This is a genomic window from Micromonospora desertarenae (assembly GCF_056150265.1).
The window spans coordinates 325,099-340,224 of sequence record NZ_JAXCFQ010000004.1 but is presented as its reverse complement, the minus strand read 5'-3'; the positions used below and the strand labels follow the sequence as shown (position 1 = coordinate 340,224).

15 protein-coding genes are annotated in these 15,126 nt (G+C 75.9%); 3 read left to right on the top strand and 12 right to left on the bottom strand.

Annotation, left to right across the window (positions count from 1 at the left end):
- Nucleotides 1–448: 448 nt before the first annotated feature.
- The 5 genes from SM577_RS10320 to SM577_RS10300 form a co-directional block, all read right to left on the bottom strand.
- A complete protein-coding gene (locus SM577_RS10320; protein ID WP_474586772.1) occupies nt 449–1,270 on the bottom strand; it encodes a hypothetical protein in 822 nt (273 codons plus the stop codon).
- A complete protein-coding gene (locus SM577_RS10315) occupies nt 1,261–1,803 on the bottom strand; it encodes a hypothetical protein (protein WP_302918587.1) in 543 nt (180 codons plus the stop codon). The genes SM577_RS10320 and SM577_RS10315 overlap by 10 nt, the downstream gene beginning before the upstream one ends.
- Nucleotides 1,804–1,935: 132 nt before the next feature.
- A complete protein-coding gene (locus SM577_RS10310) occupies nt 1,936–4,308 on the bottom strand; it encodes a sodium-translocating pyrophosphatase (RefSeq protein WP_474586771.1) in 2,373 nt (790 codons plus the stop codon).
- Between the two features lie 320 nt (nt 4,309–4,628).
- Nucleotides 4,629–5,066, bottom strand: coding sequence for an ATP-binding protein (locus SM577_RS10305; protein WP_088997064.1), 438 nt, complete (start codon nt 5,064–5,066; stop codon nt 4,629–4,631).
- Nucleotides 5,063–5,419 (bottom strand): STAS domain-containing protein, encoded by a 357-nt coding sequence (locus SM577_RS10300; RefSeq protein WP_109904225.1) that lies wholly within the window; start codon nt 5,417–5,419, stop codon nt 5,063–5,065. Before SM577_RS10300 ends, SM577_RS10305 begins: the two co-directional genes overlap by 4 nt.
- Before the next feature lie 259 nt (nt 5,420–5,678).
- Between SM577_RS10300 and SM577_RS10295 the strand changes: the two genes are divergently transcribed.
- The 3 genes from SM577_RS10295 to SM577_RS10285 all read left to right on the top strand — a co-directional run bounded on the left by SM577_RS10295 (nt 5,679) and on the right by SM577_RS10285 (nt 9,136).
- On the top strand, nt 5,679–8,069 hold the full coding sequence (locus SM577_RS10295) for a DEAD/DEAH box helicase (protein ID WP_474586871.1): 2,391 nt from the start codon (nt 5,679–5,681) through the stop codon (nt 8,067–8,069).
- A gap of 172 nt (nt 8,070–8,241) precedes the next feature.
- Nucleotides 8,242–8,448 (top strand): hypothetical protein, encoded by a 207-nt coding sequence (locus SM577_RS10290; RefSeq protein ID WP_302918589.1) that lies wholly within the window; start codon nt 8,242–8,244, stop codon nt 8,446–8,448.
- Between the two features lie 109 nt (nt 8,449–8,557).
- A complete protein-coding gene (locus tag SM577_RS10285) occupies nt 8,558–9,136 on the top strand; it encodes an LURP-one-related family protein (protein ID WP_474582203.1) in 579 nt (192 codons plus the stop codon).
- A gap of 56 nt (nt 9,137–9,192) precedes the next feature.
- On the opposite strand, the gene SM577_RS10280 is transcribed toward SM577_RS10285, so the two are convergent.
- The 7 genes from SM577_RS10280 to ssd form a co-directional block, all read right to left on the bottom strand.
- On the bottom strand, nt 9,193–9,570 hold the full coding sequence (locus SM577_RS10280; RefSeq protein WP_474582202.1) for an Rv3654c family TadE-like protein: 378 nt from the start codon (nt 9,568–9,570) through the stop codon (nt 9,193–9,195).
- Nucleotides 9,571–9,746: 176 nt separating this feature from the next.
- On the bottom strand, nt 9,747–10,115 hold the full coding sequence (locus SM577_RS10275; RefSeq protein WP_474582201.1) for a TadE family type IV pilus minor pilin: 369 nt from the start codon (nt 10,113–10,115) through the stop codon (nt 9,747–9,749).
- On the bottom strand, nt 10,112–10,240 hold the full coding sequence (locus tag SM577_RS10270; protein ID WP_208418639.1) for a DUF4244 domain-containing protein: 129 nt from the start codon (nt 10,238–10,240) through the stop codon (nt 10,112–10,114). Before SM577_RS10270 ends, SM577_RS10275 begins: the two co-directional genes overlap by 4 nt.
- 63 nt (nt 10,241–10,303) lie before the next feature.
- Nucleotides 10,304–11,074, bottom strand: a complete 771-nt coding sequence (locus tag SM577_RS10265; RefSeq protein ID WP_302918593.1) for a type II secretion system F family protein — start codon at nt 11,072–11,074, stop codon at nt 10,304–10,306.
- Nucleotides 11,074–12,168 (bottom strand): type II secretion system F family protein, encoded by a 1,095-nt coding sequence (locus SM577_RS10260; RefSeq protein ID WP_474586770.1) that lies wholly within the window; start codon nt 12,166–12,168, stop codon nt 11,074–11,076. The genes SM577_RS10265 and SM577_RS10260 overlap by 1 nt, the downstream gene beginning before the upstream one ends.
- Before the next feature lie 473 nt (nt 12,169–12,641).
- Nucleotides 12,642–13,853 carry a TadA family conjugal transfer-associated ATPase gene (locus tag SM577_RS10255; protein ID WP_302918594.1) on the bottom strand — a complete coding sequence of 404 codons (1,212 nt, stop codon included), beginning with the start codon at nt 13,851–13,853 and terminating at the stop codon, nt 12,642–12,644.
- Nucleotides 13,850–14,953 carry a septum site-determining protein Ssd gene (gene ssd / locus SM577_RS10250; protein WP_474586769.1) on the bottom strand — a complete coding sequence of 368 codons (1,104 nt, stop codon included), beginning with the start codon at nt 14,951–14,953 and terminating at the stop codon, nt 13,850–13,852. The genes SM577_RS10255 and ssd overlap by 4 nt, the downstream gene beginning before the upstream one ends.
- Nucleotides 14,954–15,126 lie beyond the last annotated feature (173 nt).

Here is a 15,126-nt window from a genome sequence, read left to right as displayed (position 1 = left end):
CCAACGTAACGCGCCGTCCGCGTTTCGGGTTTCGCGGGCGGCAAACCACCCGGCGGGGCGGTCGCCGCCGCCGAAACGCGGCCGGGGTTGCCGGACGGCGCCACCGTACACCGTGGGTAGGCCCGGAAGCGGGACACTGTGACGATGGCGGACCCTCGGCCGAGGCGCCACCCGGCCGTTTTCCATGCCAAACCACCCCCACTGTCGCCGACCGGACAGCCCGCCGCCACCCGGCGCGTCCCGGCGACGCCGGCGCCGGGCGGTCCCGGCGCAGGTCAGGGCGGCGCGACGCGAATCGACAGCGGTGCGGGCGAAGGCGATGGCGGCGGAGGTCCGGGTCGCCGGACCGGGCGGCGAACCGGCCCGGGCGGTGACGCCGGCGGTCAGGGCCGCCAGGCCGCGTCACCCGGGCGGTCCGGGCCGCGGGGCCGGGCGGCGAGCCGAGCGGTCAGGGCCGGGCCGGCCAGGCGGTGACGGGCGCGGCGGGCGGCCGGTCGCCGACCAGCTCGGCCAGCCGGGCCAGCCGGCGGCGGCCGGTGATCCGGTACGCCGGCCCGTCCGCCTCCGCATCCACCGGCGCCCCGGCCAGCCCGGCCGCGGCCAGCGCCGCGCCGACCGCCGCCCGGCACTCGGCGTCGGCCGGGCCGAGCCGGAGCAGGAACCCGGCCGGCTCCGCCACCCCCGCCGCGGACAGCCAGAGCCGCAGCCGCCGGCCGGTGAGGTGGAAACCGGCGGGCGGCCGCTTCACCGTGCCGCGCAGCCAGGCCGCCGCGAGCGGCTTCAAGGTCCGGGTGTACGAGGTGCGCACCGCGTGCCGCTCGTCCCCGGTCGCCTCCCAGCTGGCGGCGAGGCCGCGCAGCGCCAACTCGGCGACCAGGACGTGCACCCGCCAGGCGGCGTCCACCACCACCGAGAGTCGGGCGGTGCCCCCCATCACGGCCACCTCGCCGGGCCCGGCGAGCAGACCGGCGAGGTCGGCGACCGACGGGTCCGCCGCCTCCGCGCCGAAGAAGACCAGTTGCCGCCGGGCGTCGTCCCGGCCGCCCTCGGCAGGGGCCGGATCGGCCGGGTCGCCCTCGGCGGTCGCCGCGCCCCGGTCGGCCGTCGCGGTCGACCCGGCGTCGCGGGACCGGCCGCCCGGCCGATGCCGGCCACCACCGGCAGCCGGCCGCCCGGGCCGACCCCGCGGCGGCGAGGCCGGCTCGGGCACCGGGAACAGCGCCGGGGGCGGTTGCCCGCCCGGCGGCTCACCGGTCCCGCTCAGCGACACTCCGGCACCTCGGCGAAGGCGCGTTTCAACTCCTCGGAGTTGAGCCGGCTGGTGTCCAGCGCGCTCGCGTCGTACTCCTTGTTCAGGGTGTCCACGGCGGCGCGGACGCCGTCGTAGAAGGGCCCGGCCTGGCCGGTGCTCAGCCCGTCGATGGTGTCCCGGGCCTTGCCGTAGGCGTCCCGCATCTTCGCCAGCGAGGTGCGGAACCCCGCGGACACCTCGGCACCGTGCTCGGCCTCCGGGATGCCGGCCTGCTCGACCTTGCGCCGGGCCGTCTCGCTGGCCTGCTCGGCGCCACCGAAGAGCCGCACCAGGTTCTCCTTGGCCTGCGCCGGCGTGGTCTGCGCGGTCATCTGCTGGTCGGTGCTGCTGGTCAGCTTGCTGATCTCGGCCCGCCACGGGGTCAGCGCCGAGCAGACCGACGCCGCCCAGGCGCGCGCGCTGGGCCCGCCGCCGCAGCCGGCGACGATGAGTACGAGCGTGGCCACGACCACCGTGAGCTTTCCGGCGGCTGCCGCCCGGCACGTACGCATGCGTTGCAGCGTACGACCTCTGTCGAGTGGTGGCACCGGTCAGGCGCGGTGCCCCGACGCCGCCCCGGCGGCCCGGACGGACCGGTCCCCGGCCGGCGGGTTGCCGACCGGGGACCGGGTGGGAGGTACGGATCAGGCGTTGACCGGCTCCGGTCGCTGATCCGGGCTGCCCGCGCCGGCGTCGGTGTCCGAGTCGGACATCGCCACGCCCTTGCGCTTGCTGAACACCACGGCCGCCACGATGACCAGCGCGGCCACCACGGCGATGGCCACCCGCAGGCCGGTGTTCCGGTCGTCGCCCACGCTCCAGGCCACCACGGCCGGGGCGATCAGCAGCGAGACCAGGTTCATCACCTTGATCAGCGGGTTGATGGCCGGGCCGGCGGTGTCCTTGAACGGGTCACCGACGGTGTCGCCGATGACCGTCGCGGCGTGCGACTCGGAGCCCTTGCCGCCGTACGCGCCGTCCTCGACCAGCTTCTTGGCGTTGTCCCAGGCGCCGCCGGAGTTGGCCAGGAAGACCGCCATCAGCGTGCCGGCCCCGATCGCGCCGGCCAGGTAGGACGCCAGGGCACCCGGGCCGAGGCCGAAGCCGACCGCGATCGGCGCCAGGATGGCGAGCAGCCCGGGAGTCATCAGCTCGCGCTGCGCGTCCCGGGTGCAGATGTCGACGACCTTGCCGTACTCCGGGCGCTGGGTGCGGTCCATGATCCCGGGCAGCTCACGGAACTGCCGGCGGACCTCCATCACCACGGCGCCGGCCGAGCGGGAGACCGCGTTGATGGCCAGGCCGGAGAAGAGGAACACCACGGCCGCGCCGATGATCAGGCCGACCAGGTTGCGCGGGTTGGCCACGTTCAGCGAGTTGAGGATCTCGCCGCCCACGTCGCCGACCCCGGCGTCCGCGTACGCGGTGCGCAGGGTGTCGGTGTACGAGCCGAACAGCGCGGTCGCGGCGAGCACCGCGGTGGCGATCGCGATGCCCTTGGTGATCGCCTTGGTGGTGTTGCCGACCGCGTCCAGCTCGGTCAGCGTCCGCGCGCCGTGCTCGTCGATGTCGCCGGACATCTCGGCCACGCCCTGCGCGTTGTCGGAGATCGGGCCGAAGGTGTCCATGGCGACGATCACGCCGACCGTGGTGAGCAGGCCGGTGCCGGCCAGCGCCACCGCGAACAGGGAGAGCGTGATCGAGCTGCCGCCGAGCAGGAAGGCGCCGAAGACGCCGGCGCCGATCAGCAGCGCCGAGTAGACCGCCGACTCCAGGCCGACGCTGATGCCGGCGAGGATGACGGTGGCCGGGCCGGTCTGCGAGCTCTTGCCGATGTCCTGCACCGGGCGCCGGTTGGTCTCGGTGAAGTAGCCGGTCAGCGCCTGGATCGCGGCGGCCAGCACGATGCCGATCACCACCGCGCCGATGGCCACCAGCCGCGGGTTCCCGTCGATCGGGCTGCCGTCGGAGTTGGTGAGGCCGCCCTCGAGACCGTCGAAGGTCGCCGGCAGGTACGCGAACGCGGCGATCGCCACCAGCACCGCCGAGATCACCGCGGAGAGGTAGAACGCCCGGTTGATCGCGGTCAGGCCGTTGCGGTCGGAGGTGCGCAGCCGGGTGATGAAGACCCCGATGATCGCCACGAGCACGCCGATGGTGGAGATGATCAGCGGGAACACCAGGCCCTCGTTGCCGAACGCGGCCCGGCCGAGGATCAGCGCGGCGACCAGGGTGACCGCGTACGACTCGAACAGGTCGGCGGCCATGCCGGCGCAGTCACCGACGTTGTCGCCGACGTTGTCGGCGATGGTGGCGGCGTTGCGCGGGTCGTCCTCGGGGATGCCCTGCTCGACCTTGCCGACCAGGTCGGCGCCGACATCGGCGGCCTTGGTGAAGATGCCGCCGCCGACCCGCATGAACATGGCCAGCAGCGCGGCGCCGAAGCCGAAGCCCTCCAGCACGGTCGGCGCGTCGCCCCGGAAGATCAGCACGACCAGCGCGGCGCCGAAGAGGCCGAGGCCGACGGTGAGGAAGCCGACCACGCCACCGGTGCGGAAGGCGATCTTCATGGCCGCCTCCCGGCCGCCCTGTCGCTCCCGCGCGGCGGCGGCGACCCGCAGGTTGGCCCGGGTGGCCAGCCACATGCCGGCGCCGCCGATGAACGCGCTGAACAGCGCGCCGACCACGAAGAAGAGCGAGCGGCCGATCTTCACAGCGGTCTCGCTGCCGTCGGTGTCGTGCACCGGCAGCAGGAAGAGCAGCACCACGGCGATGACCACGAAGATGGCCAGGGTGCGGAACTGCCGGAGCAGGTAGGCCGAGGCGCCCTCCTGGACCGCCCCGGAGATCTCCTGCATGTTGGTGGTGCCCTTACCGGCCGCCAGCACCGCCTTCGTCAGCGCGGCGGCGAAGGCGAGCGCCACCAGCGCGATCACCGCGGCGATGACGACGTAGGTGATATTGGCTCCGGTGAGGGAGATCCCGCCGCTTTCGGCGGCGGCCAAGGTATCGGACATCTGTGTCCTCCTGTACCGACACTCGCACCGGCCGGTGGAGACGCACCGACCGGCGCCTGGATGCGGATTCGCAAGCGCGCGCCAACCCACCCCGGCGGACCAGCGATGAACACCCGTTCCCGCTGGCTGCGGGATGGATCACTTGCTGACAACCCGCGTACTGTAGCCCTCTGTCGTGTCGGAGGTCACACCGAGGGGGCACCCTCTCTCGATGATCTTCGTCGCTGTGTTATGAACCGAAATCTGATATAGGAGCGGGTCCATGCCAGACAGGCCGCGCCCCGAGCTGGGGACGCGGCCTGAAACGGCGGGTGAGCAGGTCAGCGGCCGACGGGCCAGACCATCCGGACCTCGGTGCCGATGCCCTCGTCGACCGGGCGTACCTGGAGGTCCTCGACGAAACCGGCGAGCAGCGCGAAGCCGACGCCGGTGGTGAGCGCCTCGTCGGTGAGCGACTCGTCGGCCAGCTCGTCCGGCGGCAGCGCGGCCAGCCCGATGCCGGCCTCGATCGGGGCGCGGTCGATCACCCGGACGGCGTACTGCCCGGCGTCGGACATCTCCACCAGCACCGGGTCGGCCAGCCCGTACTGGCGGTGCAGGGCGACCGCCCGGGTGCACGCCTCGCCGATCGCCAGGCGCACCTCGTCGAGCAGGTCCTCGCGTACCCCCGCCCGCCGGGCGACCGCCACGCCGACCAGGCGGGCGGTGCGGACGTGCACCGGAGCCGGCGAGAACGAGAGCCGGACCGTGGCCATCACGCGCCGGCGCCGGTCGGTCCCGCGGCCACCGCGGCGTCGACCGTGGGGTGCAGCGGGAAGACCTGGTCGAGCGCGGTGATCCGGAAGATCTTGAGCAGCGGTTCCTTGTCGCAGACCAGGGCGAACGAGCCGCCGGCCGAGCGCAGCCGCTTGAGCGCGCCGACCAGCACGCCCAGGCCGGTGGAGTCGAGGAAGTCGACCCGGCCGAGGTCGACCACGACGTGGCGGGCCCCGCCGTCGATCAGTTCCAGGAGCCGCTCGCGCAGCCGGGGGGCGGTGTAGACGTCCACCTCACCGCCGACCTCGAGCACCGTGTGTTCCCCCACGGTGCGGGTCGCCAGCGACAGCTCCATCGGTCCTCCTCGCAAGAGCCGTAAACTCTCCTGGGCATCTAACCACTACCGCCGGTGCCGCCCGACGGCTCACCGGCGAAGCCTCCCCCTTACCCAGCGCCCCGGCTTTTCATTTCCGAACACCAGTGCGAGAGTGCAGGTCGTGACCACCGACAGCTTCAGCTCGGCCCGTCTGACGCCGCGCGACGACCTGAAGCCGTCGACCGACAGCTCCGGCTCGGCCCGTCTGACGCCGCGCGACGACCTGAAGCCGTCGCGTCTGACGCCGCGCGACGATCCGGAGCCGTCGCCCGCGGCCACCGTAGCCGCCGGCTCCGGGCGGTCGCCGGCGGAGCTGCTGGGGCGGCTGCGCGGTCGGCACCCGGCCGACCCGGTCACCCACGTCGAGCGGGTGCCGGCCCGGCCCGGCGTGCCCGCGCCCTGGCCGCAGTGGGTCCCGGCGGAGCTGCGCGCGGCGTTCGCCCGCCGCGGCGTGGTCGCGCCGTGGCGGCACCAGGCCGAGGCCGCCACCCTGGCGTACGACGGGCAGCACGTCGTGGTGGCCACCGGCACCGCGTCCGGCAAGTCGCTGGCGTACCAGGTGCCCGCGCTCTCCACGCTGCTCGCCGACCCCCGGGCCACCGTGCTCTACCTGGCCCCGACCAAGGCGCTCGCCGCCGACCAGCTGCGCGCCGTCGCCGAGCTGGAGCTGGAGGGGGTACGCCCGGCCTGCTACGACGGGGACACGCCGCGCGCCGAGCGGGAGTGGATCCGGCGGCACTCCCGGTTCGTGCTGACCAACCCGGACATGCTGCACCACGGCATCCTGCCCGGGCACGCCCAGTGGTCGGGGTTCCTGCGCCGGCTGGCGTACGTGGTGGTCGACGAGTGCCACACCTACCGGGGGGTGTTCGGCTCGCACGTCGCGCACGTGCTGCGCCGGCTGCGCAGATTGAGCGGAGCTACGGGCCGCGCCTCCTCCCCCGCGCTCGGGGACTCCCGCAACACGCCGGTCTTCGTGCTGGCCTCGGCGACGTCGGGTGACCCGGCGACGGCGGCCGGGCGGCTCACCGGCCTGCCGGTGGCCGCCGTCACGGAGGACACCTCGCCGCGCGGCGGGGTGACCTTCGCGCTCTGGGAGCCGCCGCTGCTGCCCTCGGCGGATACCTCGTCCGACGCGGTGGACCTCGCGCCGGTCCGCCGGTCGGCGCTGCGAGAGACCGCGGACCTGCTCGCCGACACGGTCGCCGAGGGGGTACGCACGCTCGCCTTCGTCCGGTCCCGCCGGGGCGCCGAGGTGGTGGCGGCCAACGCGCGCCGGGCGCTGGACGAGGCGGTGCCGGGGCTCGGCGGCCGGGTGGCCGCCTACCGGGCCGGCTACCTGCGCGAGGAGCGGCGGGAGCTGGAACGGGCGCTGCTGCACGGCGAGCTGCTCGGGCTGGCCTCCACCAACGCGCTGGAGCTGGGCGTCGACCTGATCGGCCTGGACGCGGTGCTGATCTGCGGTTACCCGGGCACCCGGGCCTCGCTCTGGCAGCAGGCCGGGCGGGCGGGGCGCTCCGGGCAGGAGGCGCTCGCCGTGCTGGTGGCCCGGGACGACCCGCTGGACACCTACCTGGTGCACCATCCGGAGGCGGTGTTCGGGGCGCCGGTGGAGGCGACAGTGCTGGACCCGGCCAACCCGTACGTGCTCGGGCCGCAGTTGGCCTGCGCGGCGGTCGAGGCCCCGCTCACCCCGGCCGACCTGGCGCTCTTCGGCGACGGGGCGAAGGAGGCGGTGGACGCGCTGGTCGAGGCGGGGGCGCTGCGGCAGCGTCCGACCGGCTGGTACTGGCGGCACCGGGAGCGCCCCGAGGTGGACCTGCGTGGCGAGGGCGGCGCCCCGGTCTGCGTGGTGGAGGCGGCGACCGGGCGGCTGCTCGGCACCGTCGACGGCGGCTCGTCGCACTTCCTGCTCCACCCCGGCGCGGTCTACCTGCACCAGGGCGTCTCGTACGTGGTGGACGAGCTGGACCTGGCCGACGGGTGCGCGCTGGTGCACCCGGAGGAGCCGGACTGGTCCACCCACGCCCGCGACGTCACCTCGCTGTCGGTGGTCAGCGTCCGGTCCTATGTCGACGCCGGGCCGGTGGGGCTCTTCCTCGGCGAGGTCGACGTGACCAGCCAGGTGGTCTCCTACCAGCGGCGCCGGATCGCCACCGGCGAGGTGATCGACACCCGGCCGCTGGACCTGCCGGCCCGGGAACTGCGCACCGTGGCGGTCTGGTTCACCCTGTCGCCGGAGTCGCTGACCGGGGCCGGGGTGGAGCCGGCCGACGTGCCGGGGGCGCTGCACGCCGCCGAGCACGCCGCGATCGGGCTGCTGCCGCTGATGGCGACCTGCGACCGGTGGGACATCGGCGGGCTCTCCACCGCGGCGCATCCGGACACCGAGGCCCCGACGGTCTTCGTCTACGACGGGCACCCCGGTGGGGCGGGTTTCGCCGAGCGCGCGTACGGCACGGCGGCGGCGTGGCTGCGGGCCACCCGGGACGCGATCGCGGAGTGCGGCTGCGAGGCGGGCTGCCCGTCCTGCGTCCAGTCGCCGAAGTGCGGCAACGGCAACAACCCGCTGTCCAAGCCGGACGCGATCCGGGTGCTCGACGTGGTGCTGGCGAACCTGCCGTCCTGAGTCGATCGGATGCATGAACCGCGGGAGTGCCGGGCATAGATGCGTGGGAGCGCTTCCATCGACGGAGCTGACTCGGGCCATCGATGGCGTCCCCGCTGTCGTGGTCGCCCTGGCCCGTCCGTTGTGCGTTCGTCCCCCGCTGTTCGTTCGTCGCTCGCCCGGAGGAGGAGTCGTGGCCGACACCATCGCCGAGACCGTCGACCTGCTCTACACCATCGACCAGGAGAACCTCACCCCCGACCAGCAGATAGCGCTCGGCGCCGCGCTCGCCGCGCTGGCCCAGGCGGAGCGGCTGGAGCAGATCAACGAGCGGCTGCGCGGCATCCACCAGGTGCTCAACAGTTGGGCGTTGCGCGCCACCGTGGACGGTTGCCGCTGACGCCGCTCCGGGCGGCTGACGCCACTCCCCGGGCGGCTGGCGCCGGTCCGGGCGGCGGAGGCGGCCGGGCTGTGCGAGACTCCGGCGGATTATCGGTGAGGAGACGAATATGCAGCCCGACAACTTGCAGGCCCAGCAGCAGTTCCACATCCGCCAACGGGTGCGGATGATGGTCAACCAGTACGAGGTCCACGCCGTCGCGCCGGACGGCTCCGAGGGCGGCCTGCTGGCGTTCGCCCAGCAGAAGCGGCTCGCCTTCAAGGAGCAGGTGACCATCTACACCGACGACTCGAAGCAGCAGCCGCTGCTCGGGTTCAAGGCCCGCCAGCGCCTCGACCTCGGCGCCACGTACGACGTGACGGACGCCGCCGGCAACCCGATCGGCGCCTTCCGCAAGGACTTCGCCCAGTCACTGCTCCGCTCCACCTGGCACGTGGAGCAGGCCGGACTGCCGCAGGTCACCGGACAGGAGCGGAGCCTGCCGGTGGCGCTGCTGCGGCGCTTCGTCGACTCGCTGTCCTGGCTGCCGTACCACTTCGACTTCACCGCGAACGGCCAGCCGGTCTTTACCGTGGTCAAGAAGTGGGGCCTGCGCGACCGGTACGTCGTCGAGATCCAGCACCCGCAGATCGACCGGCGACTGGTGATCGCGATGGCCGTGGCGCTCGACGCCCTCCAGGCCCGCTGACGCCCGGAGCCCGGGGCGCGGGCAACCGCTGACCCCGGGCTCCCGCCGCCCGCAGGTCACCCGCGCACCGGGCCGGCTCGGGCACTGACCCGGACGACGCGGGTCAGGCCGGGTAGCGGCGCGACGGTCACCTCCGCCGTGACCAGGACGTCCAGGCCGTCGAGCCGGCAACCGACCAGGTGCCCACCGTTGGCGGCGGCGATCTCGGCCGCGTGTCCGCAGGCCGTCGTGGCCCCGCCGAGCGCGCGGGCGGCGCCGGCGAGCGCGGCGAAGTCGGCCGCCGCCCGGGCCTGCTGCCGGGCCGCCCGGGCGCTGGTGACCGCCGCGCCGAACACGCCGACCACCACGAACACCAGCCCGACGGCGAGCAGGCAGATCGTTGCCCCGCCCCGCTCCCCGGCCCGACCGCCGGGCCCCCGCCGCAGCGCACCCATCGCCGCGGCGCCGGCCCGAGCGGGCCGACGCCCGAGCGCACGGACCGCCGGGACGCCGGCACGGGCAGCCCGAGCGGGCCGACACCGGAGCGCACGAACCCCCGGGACGCCGGCACGATCGGCGCGCCCGGCGTCAGCGCCGGAGCCATCCCGTGGGCGGGGGTTGCCGGCGGCGATCACGGCTGCGGACCCGGCGCGCCCGGTTCGACCGCGGCGACCGCGGTGGCGACCACGGTGACCCGGGGCAGCCGGGCACCGAGGCTGCGGACCGGGGCCCGGACCGTGGCATGGACCCGCTCCCCGACGACCGCCACCGACACCTCGGCGCCCGACGGAGCGGAGCGCCGCCCCGCGGCCGTCCCGTCCTCGCCCCGGGAGGCGGCGAGCGCCGCCTCCCGGGCCGCGTCCAGGCAGCCCGCCTTGGTGCTGGCCGCGCTGACCGCGGTCAGGCCGGCGAGCAGGAGGAGGACCAGCGCCGGCAGGCCAGCCGCCAGTTCGGCGGTGAAGGACCCCCGGTCGTGGCCGGCCGGCCGGCGCCGGGTCACTTCAGCGCCCGGTCGATGACGGCGGTCAGCGCCGACTGCACGTTGCCCGAGGTCAGCACCTTCAGCAGGATGCCGGCGAAGGCCACCGCGGCCAGCGTGCCGACCGCGTACTCGGCGGTGTTCATCCCGGCGTCCCCGCGCAGGCGGGTGAGGAGTTTGCGCACGTGCTGGTCCTTTCTCTAGGGATCTCAGAGCACGTCACCGAGGACGGCGACGATCACCGGCACCAGGCCGGCGAGAATGAAGGCGGGCAGGAAGCAGAGCCCGAGGGGCAGGACGACGAGCACCCCCGCCCGGCGCGCGGACGCCTCCGCCGCGGTGGCCCGGTCGGCCCGCAGGTCGTCGGCGAGCCGGGTCAGCGCCCCGGCCAGCGCGGCTCCGCTGTGCGAGGAGCGCAACGCCGCCGCGGTCAGCCGCTCCGCGCCCGGCACCGGCCCGAGCTGGGACCACGCCTCCTCGGGACCACCACCGAGCAGCAGCGTGCGGCCGACCCGGCCCAGCCGCCGCGCGAGGGGGCCGTCGAGCGCCTCGGCCACCGCCAGCACCGACCGGTCGACCGGCGCGCCCGCCCGCATCGCCGCGGCCAGCAGGTCGGCGGCGAGGGGCAGATCGCCGGCCTCGCGGAGCCGACGCTTGCGTACGGCGGGTGGCTCGATCCGGCGCAGTGCCCGGTCGAGGACGATCGCCGTGGGCGTCGCCGCGATCAGTCCCGGCCAGCCGCCGACGACCACGGCGACCGCCAGGCCGGCCAGCCCCGCCGCGAGCCGGACCGCGTCCGGACGCCGGCCCACCCGCCGCGCACCGTCTCCGTCGTCCGCTCCGGCGGGCAAACTTCCCGGGCCGGGTGGAGCGGAGTTCAGTTCTCGCAGCCGGTGCCGTGGGCGACGCCCGGCCCCGGCCGTCACCGCGAGCAGGGCCGCCGCGACCAGGCAGCCGGCCGCCAGGGCGGTCCGGGACATCAGCCGGCCCGCCCCGGCGTCCCGCCGAGCCGCTCGGTCCAGAGCAGTCCGGCGATCTGGAGCACGATCGCGCCGACGGCACAGACGCCGCCGATCGGGGTGTGCAGCAGCACGGCGACCGGGTCCACGCCGATGCCGTAACCGAGGCCGACGCCGCCCAGGGGCAGTGCGGCCAGCAGCCACGCGGTCGCCCGCGCCCCGGCCGCCTGGGCCGCCGCCGCCGCCAGGCCACGATCGGTCGAGCGGGCGTCGGCCTCGATCCGCTCCACCAGTTCGGCCAACGGCGCGCCCGTCCGGTCCGCGAGACGTACGGCGGCGAGCGCCAGCCGCAGGAGACGGTCCGGCTCGCCCGGCTCCTCGCCGGAGCGGGGACGCCACCGGCCCGGCCCGTCACGCCGCGACTCGGCCCCTGCCGGCTCGACCGCCGGCCCGCCCGCCGCGTCGACGGTCGACGCCGGCTCCGGGCCCACGGCCGACCAGGCCGGGGCGTGCGGGACCGGTCGGGACGGAACCCGCTCGGTGCCGTCGATCATCGGCCAGTCGGCCGGGCCGTGGACGATCGGAGCGGCATCCGCGACGGGCAGTACCTCCCCCGCCAGTGCCGGGCCCGAGCCGCCACCCGCGCCGGCGCGCGACGGCGCCCGTCCCGGGCCGGTGTTCGTCACCGGCAGGCGTGGTGCCGCACGGTCTCGTCCTTCCGCCCTGCCGACGCGCGCCGCCGGCCGGCCCGCCAGGCGGGTGCTTTCCGGGTGGCTTGCTGCGCCGGTCCTCGTCGGGCCCGGGCCGACGCTCGCCCAGCCCTGAGCGTCGGCGGTCTGAGCGGTGGCCAGTCCCAGCCGCTCGGCGGCCACCAGCGCGGGCAACCCGGCGCGCAGGTCGGCGGCGAGGCCGCAGAGCTGGTCCAGGCGCTTGCGACGGAGCCGATCCGCCTGCCGTGCCGTCTGCCGCCGTACCAGGGCGCGGGTGCCCAACCACCCGTACCCGGCCAGGGCCACCGCGGCCACCGGACCGCCGAGCAACACGCCGGTTCCGGCACCGGCCAGCCCGGCCAGGAGCAGGGTGCGCCTCGGCGCGGCGATGGCCACCGCTGCCATCCGGCGCCATCCGGAACCGGGGTGGCGGCCCGGACCGGTGGAAGCTCCCGGCCGCCGTCCCGCCGGAGCTGTCGCGCTCGGCGGCCCGACCGGCCCGGCCGGGCGGCGGGGATCCCGGCGGCCTGGCGGTCGCGGTGAGCCGGTCGGACGCACGGCCACCGATGCCGCTCCGGCGGCCGGCGGGGACAGCGAGGCGAGTGCGCCGGACGGGCGAGCCAGCGCCCCTCGGCGGGCCACGTGCCGGGCGGGCAACCCCGGCACCTGACGGCGCACCCGGGTGTCGCCGTCGACCCCGCCGGCCGAGCCGCGCAGCTCCGCCACCCAGTCCAGCAACGGGTCGTCGGACCCAGCCGCCCGGCCAGCCGGGGCGGTCAGGGCGCGACGGCCGAGCCGGTAACCCCGCCACAGCGGCCTGGCCGACGCCACAACAACGGTGGCCAGCAGTGCCAGCAGCGCCGCCCAGTAGCCGGCGCTCATGCCGGTCCCGCCGATCCGGGCCAGGGCTCGCAGAGGATCGGCGGCAGCGCGACGTCGCGTTCCCGCAGCAGTGCCCCGAGCGGCCGGGCGGCCAGGCCGAGCCCGCGTCCGCGTACCCAGGCGGGAACCGCGGTGACCAGCCGTTCCGGGCCCTCGGGGAGCAACAGGCAGATCGACTCCAGCACCCGCTGGCCGGACCTGCGCCGGACCTGGAGCACCACCTGGAGCGCGGCGGCCACCTGGGCGTGCAGCGCGGCGCGGGGCAGGCCGCCGAGCAGGCCGAGGGCCTCCAGCCGGGCTGGTACGTCCGACGGCGCGTTGGCGTGCAGCGTCCCGGCCCCGCCGTCGTGGCCGGTGTTCAGGGCGGCGAGGAGGTCGACCACCTCAGCGCCCCGGCACTCACCGACGACCAGCCGGTCCGGCCGCATCCGCAGTGCCTGCCGGACCAGGTCGGTCAGCCCGACCGCACCGGAGCCCTCCACGTTGGCCGTGCGGGCCTGGAGCCCCACCACGTGCGGGTGCACCGGGTGCAGCTCGGCGGCATCCTCCACCAGCACGATCCGCTCGGTCGCGGGCACCAGCCCGAGCAGCGTGTTGAGCAAGGTGGTCTTGCCCGAGCCGGTGCCCCCGGTGACCAGGTACGCCAGCCGGGCCTCGACGAGCGCGGCGAGCACCGGCGCCACCGGCCGTGGCACGGTGCCCTGGCGTACCAGCTCGTCGAGGGTGAACGGCCGCTGGCGGAAGGTGCGCAACGACAGGTACGGCCCGTCGGTCGCCACCGGTGGCAGCACCGCGTGCAGCCGGGTGCCGTCGGCGAGCCGGGCGTCCGCGTACGGGGAGCCGTCGTCCAGCCGCCGGCCGGCACCCGCGGTGAGCCGCTGCGCGAGCCGGCGTACGTCGTCGACCGAGCCGACCGGCACCGCGACCTGGTGCAGGCCGTGCCCCCGGTCGACCCAGACCCGGGTGCCGTTGACCAGCACGTCGGTCACCTCGGGATCGGCCAGCAGCGGGGCGAGCGGACCGGCACCGACCAGGTCGTCGCGCACCCGGTCGGCCATCCGCAGCACGGCGTTGTCGCCGAGGACGGCGGCGCCCGGCTCGGCCCGTACGGCGGAGACGATCGCCGCCGGGGTGACCGGGGCGGCCGTGGCGGCGATCCGCTGCCGGACCCGGGCGGCGAGACCGTCGCCGCCGGCCGGGCCGGTCATGCCGCACCCGGCACGGGCACGCCGGTGAGGTCGGCGACGATCCGCTGGCAGAGCGCGGCCAGCGGGCCACGGCCGCTGGCCGCCGGCGCCTCACCCCGTTCCAACCCTCGGCATAGTCCGGGCTCCGGACGCAGCGTGCCGGCGAGCGGCAGCCCGAGCGCCCGCGCCACCTCGGCCGCCCGCAGCCGGCCCGGGGCGGGGCCACGGACGATCACCGACAGGTCGGCGCAGTGCGCGGCGGCGGCGGACACCACGCGGGCGGCGGCCGCGGTGGCCCGCAGTTCGGCGGGCACCACGACGAACACCCGGTCGGCCGCCTGGAGCGCGGTCACCGCCGCGTCGTCCAGGTGGCGGGGAAGGTCGACGACCACGAAGTCGCGACCACGCCGGGCGGCATCCACGGTGGCCGCCATCGCCGGCACCGGGATGGTGAGCAGATCCCCGCGATCCCAGGAGAGCACCACCAGGTCGCCCCGGCTGGGCAACGACCGCACCAGCGCCGAAGCGTCCACCCGGCCGTCCGCGTCGGTGAGCGCCGGCCAGCGCAGCCCCTCCAGCTGTTCCCAGCCGAGGACCAGGTCGAGCCCGCCGCCGAGCGGATCCGCGTCGACCAGCAGGGTGCGCAGCCGGGCCCGGGCGGCGGTGACCGCGAGCCCACCGGCGAGGATGCTGGCGCCGGCGCCGCCGCGCCCGCCCAGCACCGCGGTGACCCGCGCCTCGCCGTTGCCGGCCCGGTCGGGGCCGCACTCGGCGAACCGGTCGACCAGCCACGGTTCGGCGGCGGGCAGGGTGGCGACGTGCTCGGCGCCGATCAGTTCGGCGACCTGCCAACCGGGGTCGAGTTCGCCGGACCGGCCCACCAGGACCAGCCGGGGCCGCTGCGGCAGCCGCGCCCGCAGGCAGGGTTGCGCCTGGTCGCAGCCGACCAGCACCAGCGGCGCGGGCAGCCAGCGGGTCCGGGCGGCCACCGGGTCGGCGGCGAGTTCCACCTCGACGTCGCCCGCCGCGGCGAGTCGGAGCAGGTCGTCGAGGAGTTCACCGTCCGAGGTGACGACCAGCGGCAGGCGCCGGTGCGCTGAGACGGAGGTACGGGGCGGCATCGCGGCCTCCAACGGTCGGCGGGGGTTGCTGACCGCCGACACTGCTCCCCGTTCCGCGCCGCCCGCCGTCCGCGTACCGCCGCCTGTGGACGACGCGACGCCCTGTGGACAACGCCCACCGAACCAGTCGATCTGCTATGCGCTGCTGCTCGTGGCCCGGCGCCCGCACGTCG

Bases quoted from the DNA above. Each gene is read 5' to 3' on its own strand.
- SM577_RS10265 (WP_302918593.1), bottom strand. From the start codon at position 11,074: ATGTCCCGGACCGCCCTGGCGGCCGGCTGCCTGGTCGCGGCGGCCCTG.
- SM577_RS10285 (WP_474582203.1), top strand. From the start codon at position 8,558: ATGCAGCCCGACAACTTGCAGGCCCAGCAGCAGTTCCACATCCGCCAA.
- SM577_RS10255 (WP_302918594.1), bottom strand. From the start codon at position 13,853: ATGACCGGCCCGGCCGGCGGCGACGGTCTCGCCGCCCGGGTCCGGCAG.
- SM577_RS10315 (WP_302918587.1), bottom strand. From the start codon at position 1,803: ATGCGTACGTGCCGGGCGGCAGCCGCCGGAAAGCTCACGGTGGTCGTG.
- SM577_RS10310 (WP_474586771.1), bottom strand. From the start codon at position 4,308: ATGTCCGATACCTTGGCCGCCGCCGAAAGCGGCGGGATCTCCCTCACC.
- SM577_RS10270 (WP_208418639.1), bottom strand. From the start codon at position 10,240: ATGAACACCGCCGAGTACGCGGTCGGCACGCTGGCCGCGGTGGCCTTC.
- SM577_RS10300 (WP_109904225.1), bottom strand. From the start codon at position 5,419: ATGGAGCTGTCGCTGGCGACCCGCACCGTGGGGGAACACACGGTGCTC.
- SM577_RS10280 (WP_474582202.1), bottom strand. From the start codon at position 9,570: ATGGGTGCGCTGCGGCGGGGGCCCGGCGGTCGGGCCGGGGAGCGGGGC.
- SM577_RS10260 (WP_474586770.1), bottom strand. From the start codon at position 12,168: ATGGCAGCGGTGGCCATCGCCGCGCCGAGGCGCACCCTGCTCCTGGCC.
- ssd (WP_474586769.1), bottom strand. From the start codon at position 14,953: ATGCCGCCCCGTACCTCCGTCTCAGCGCACCGGCGCCTGCCGCTGGTC.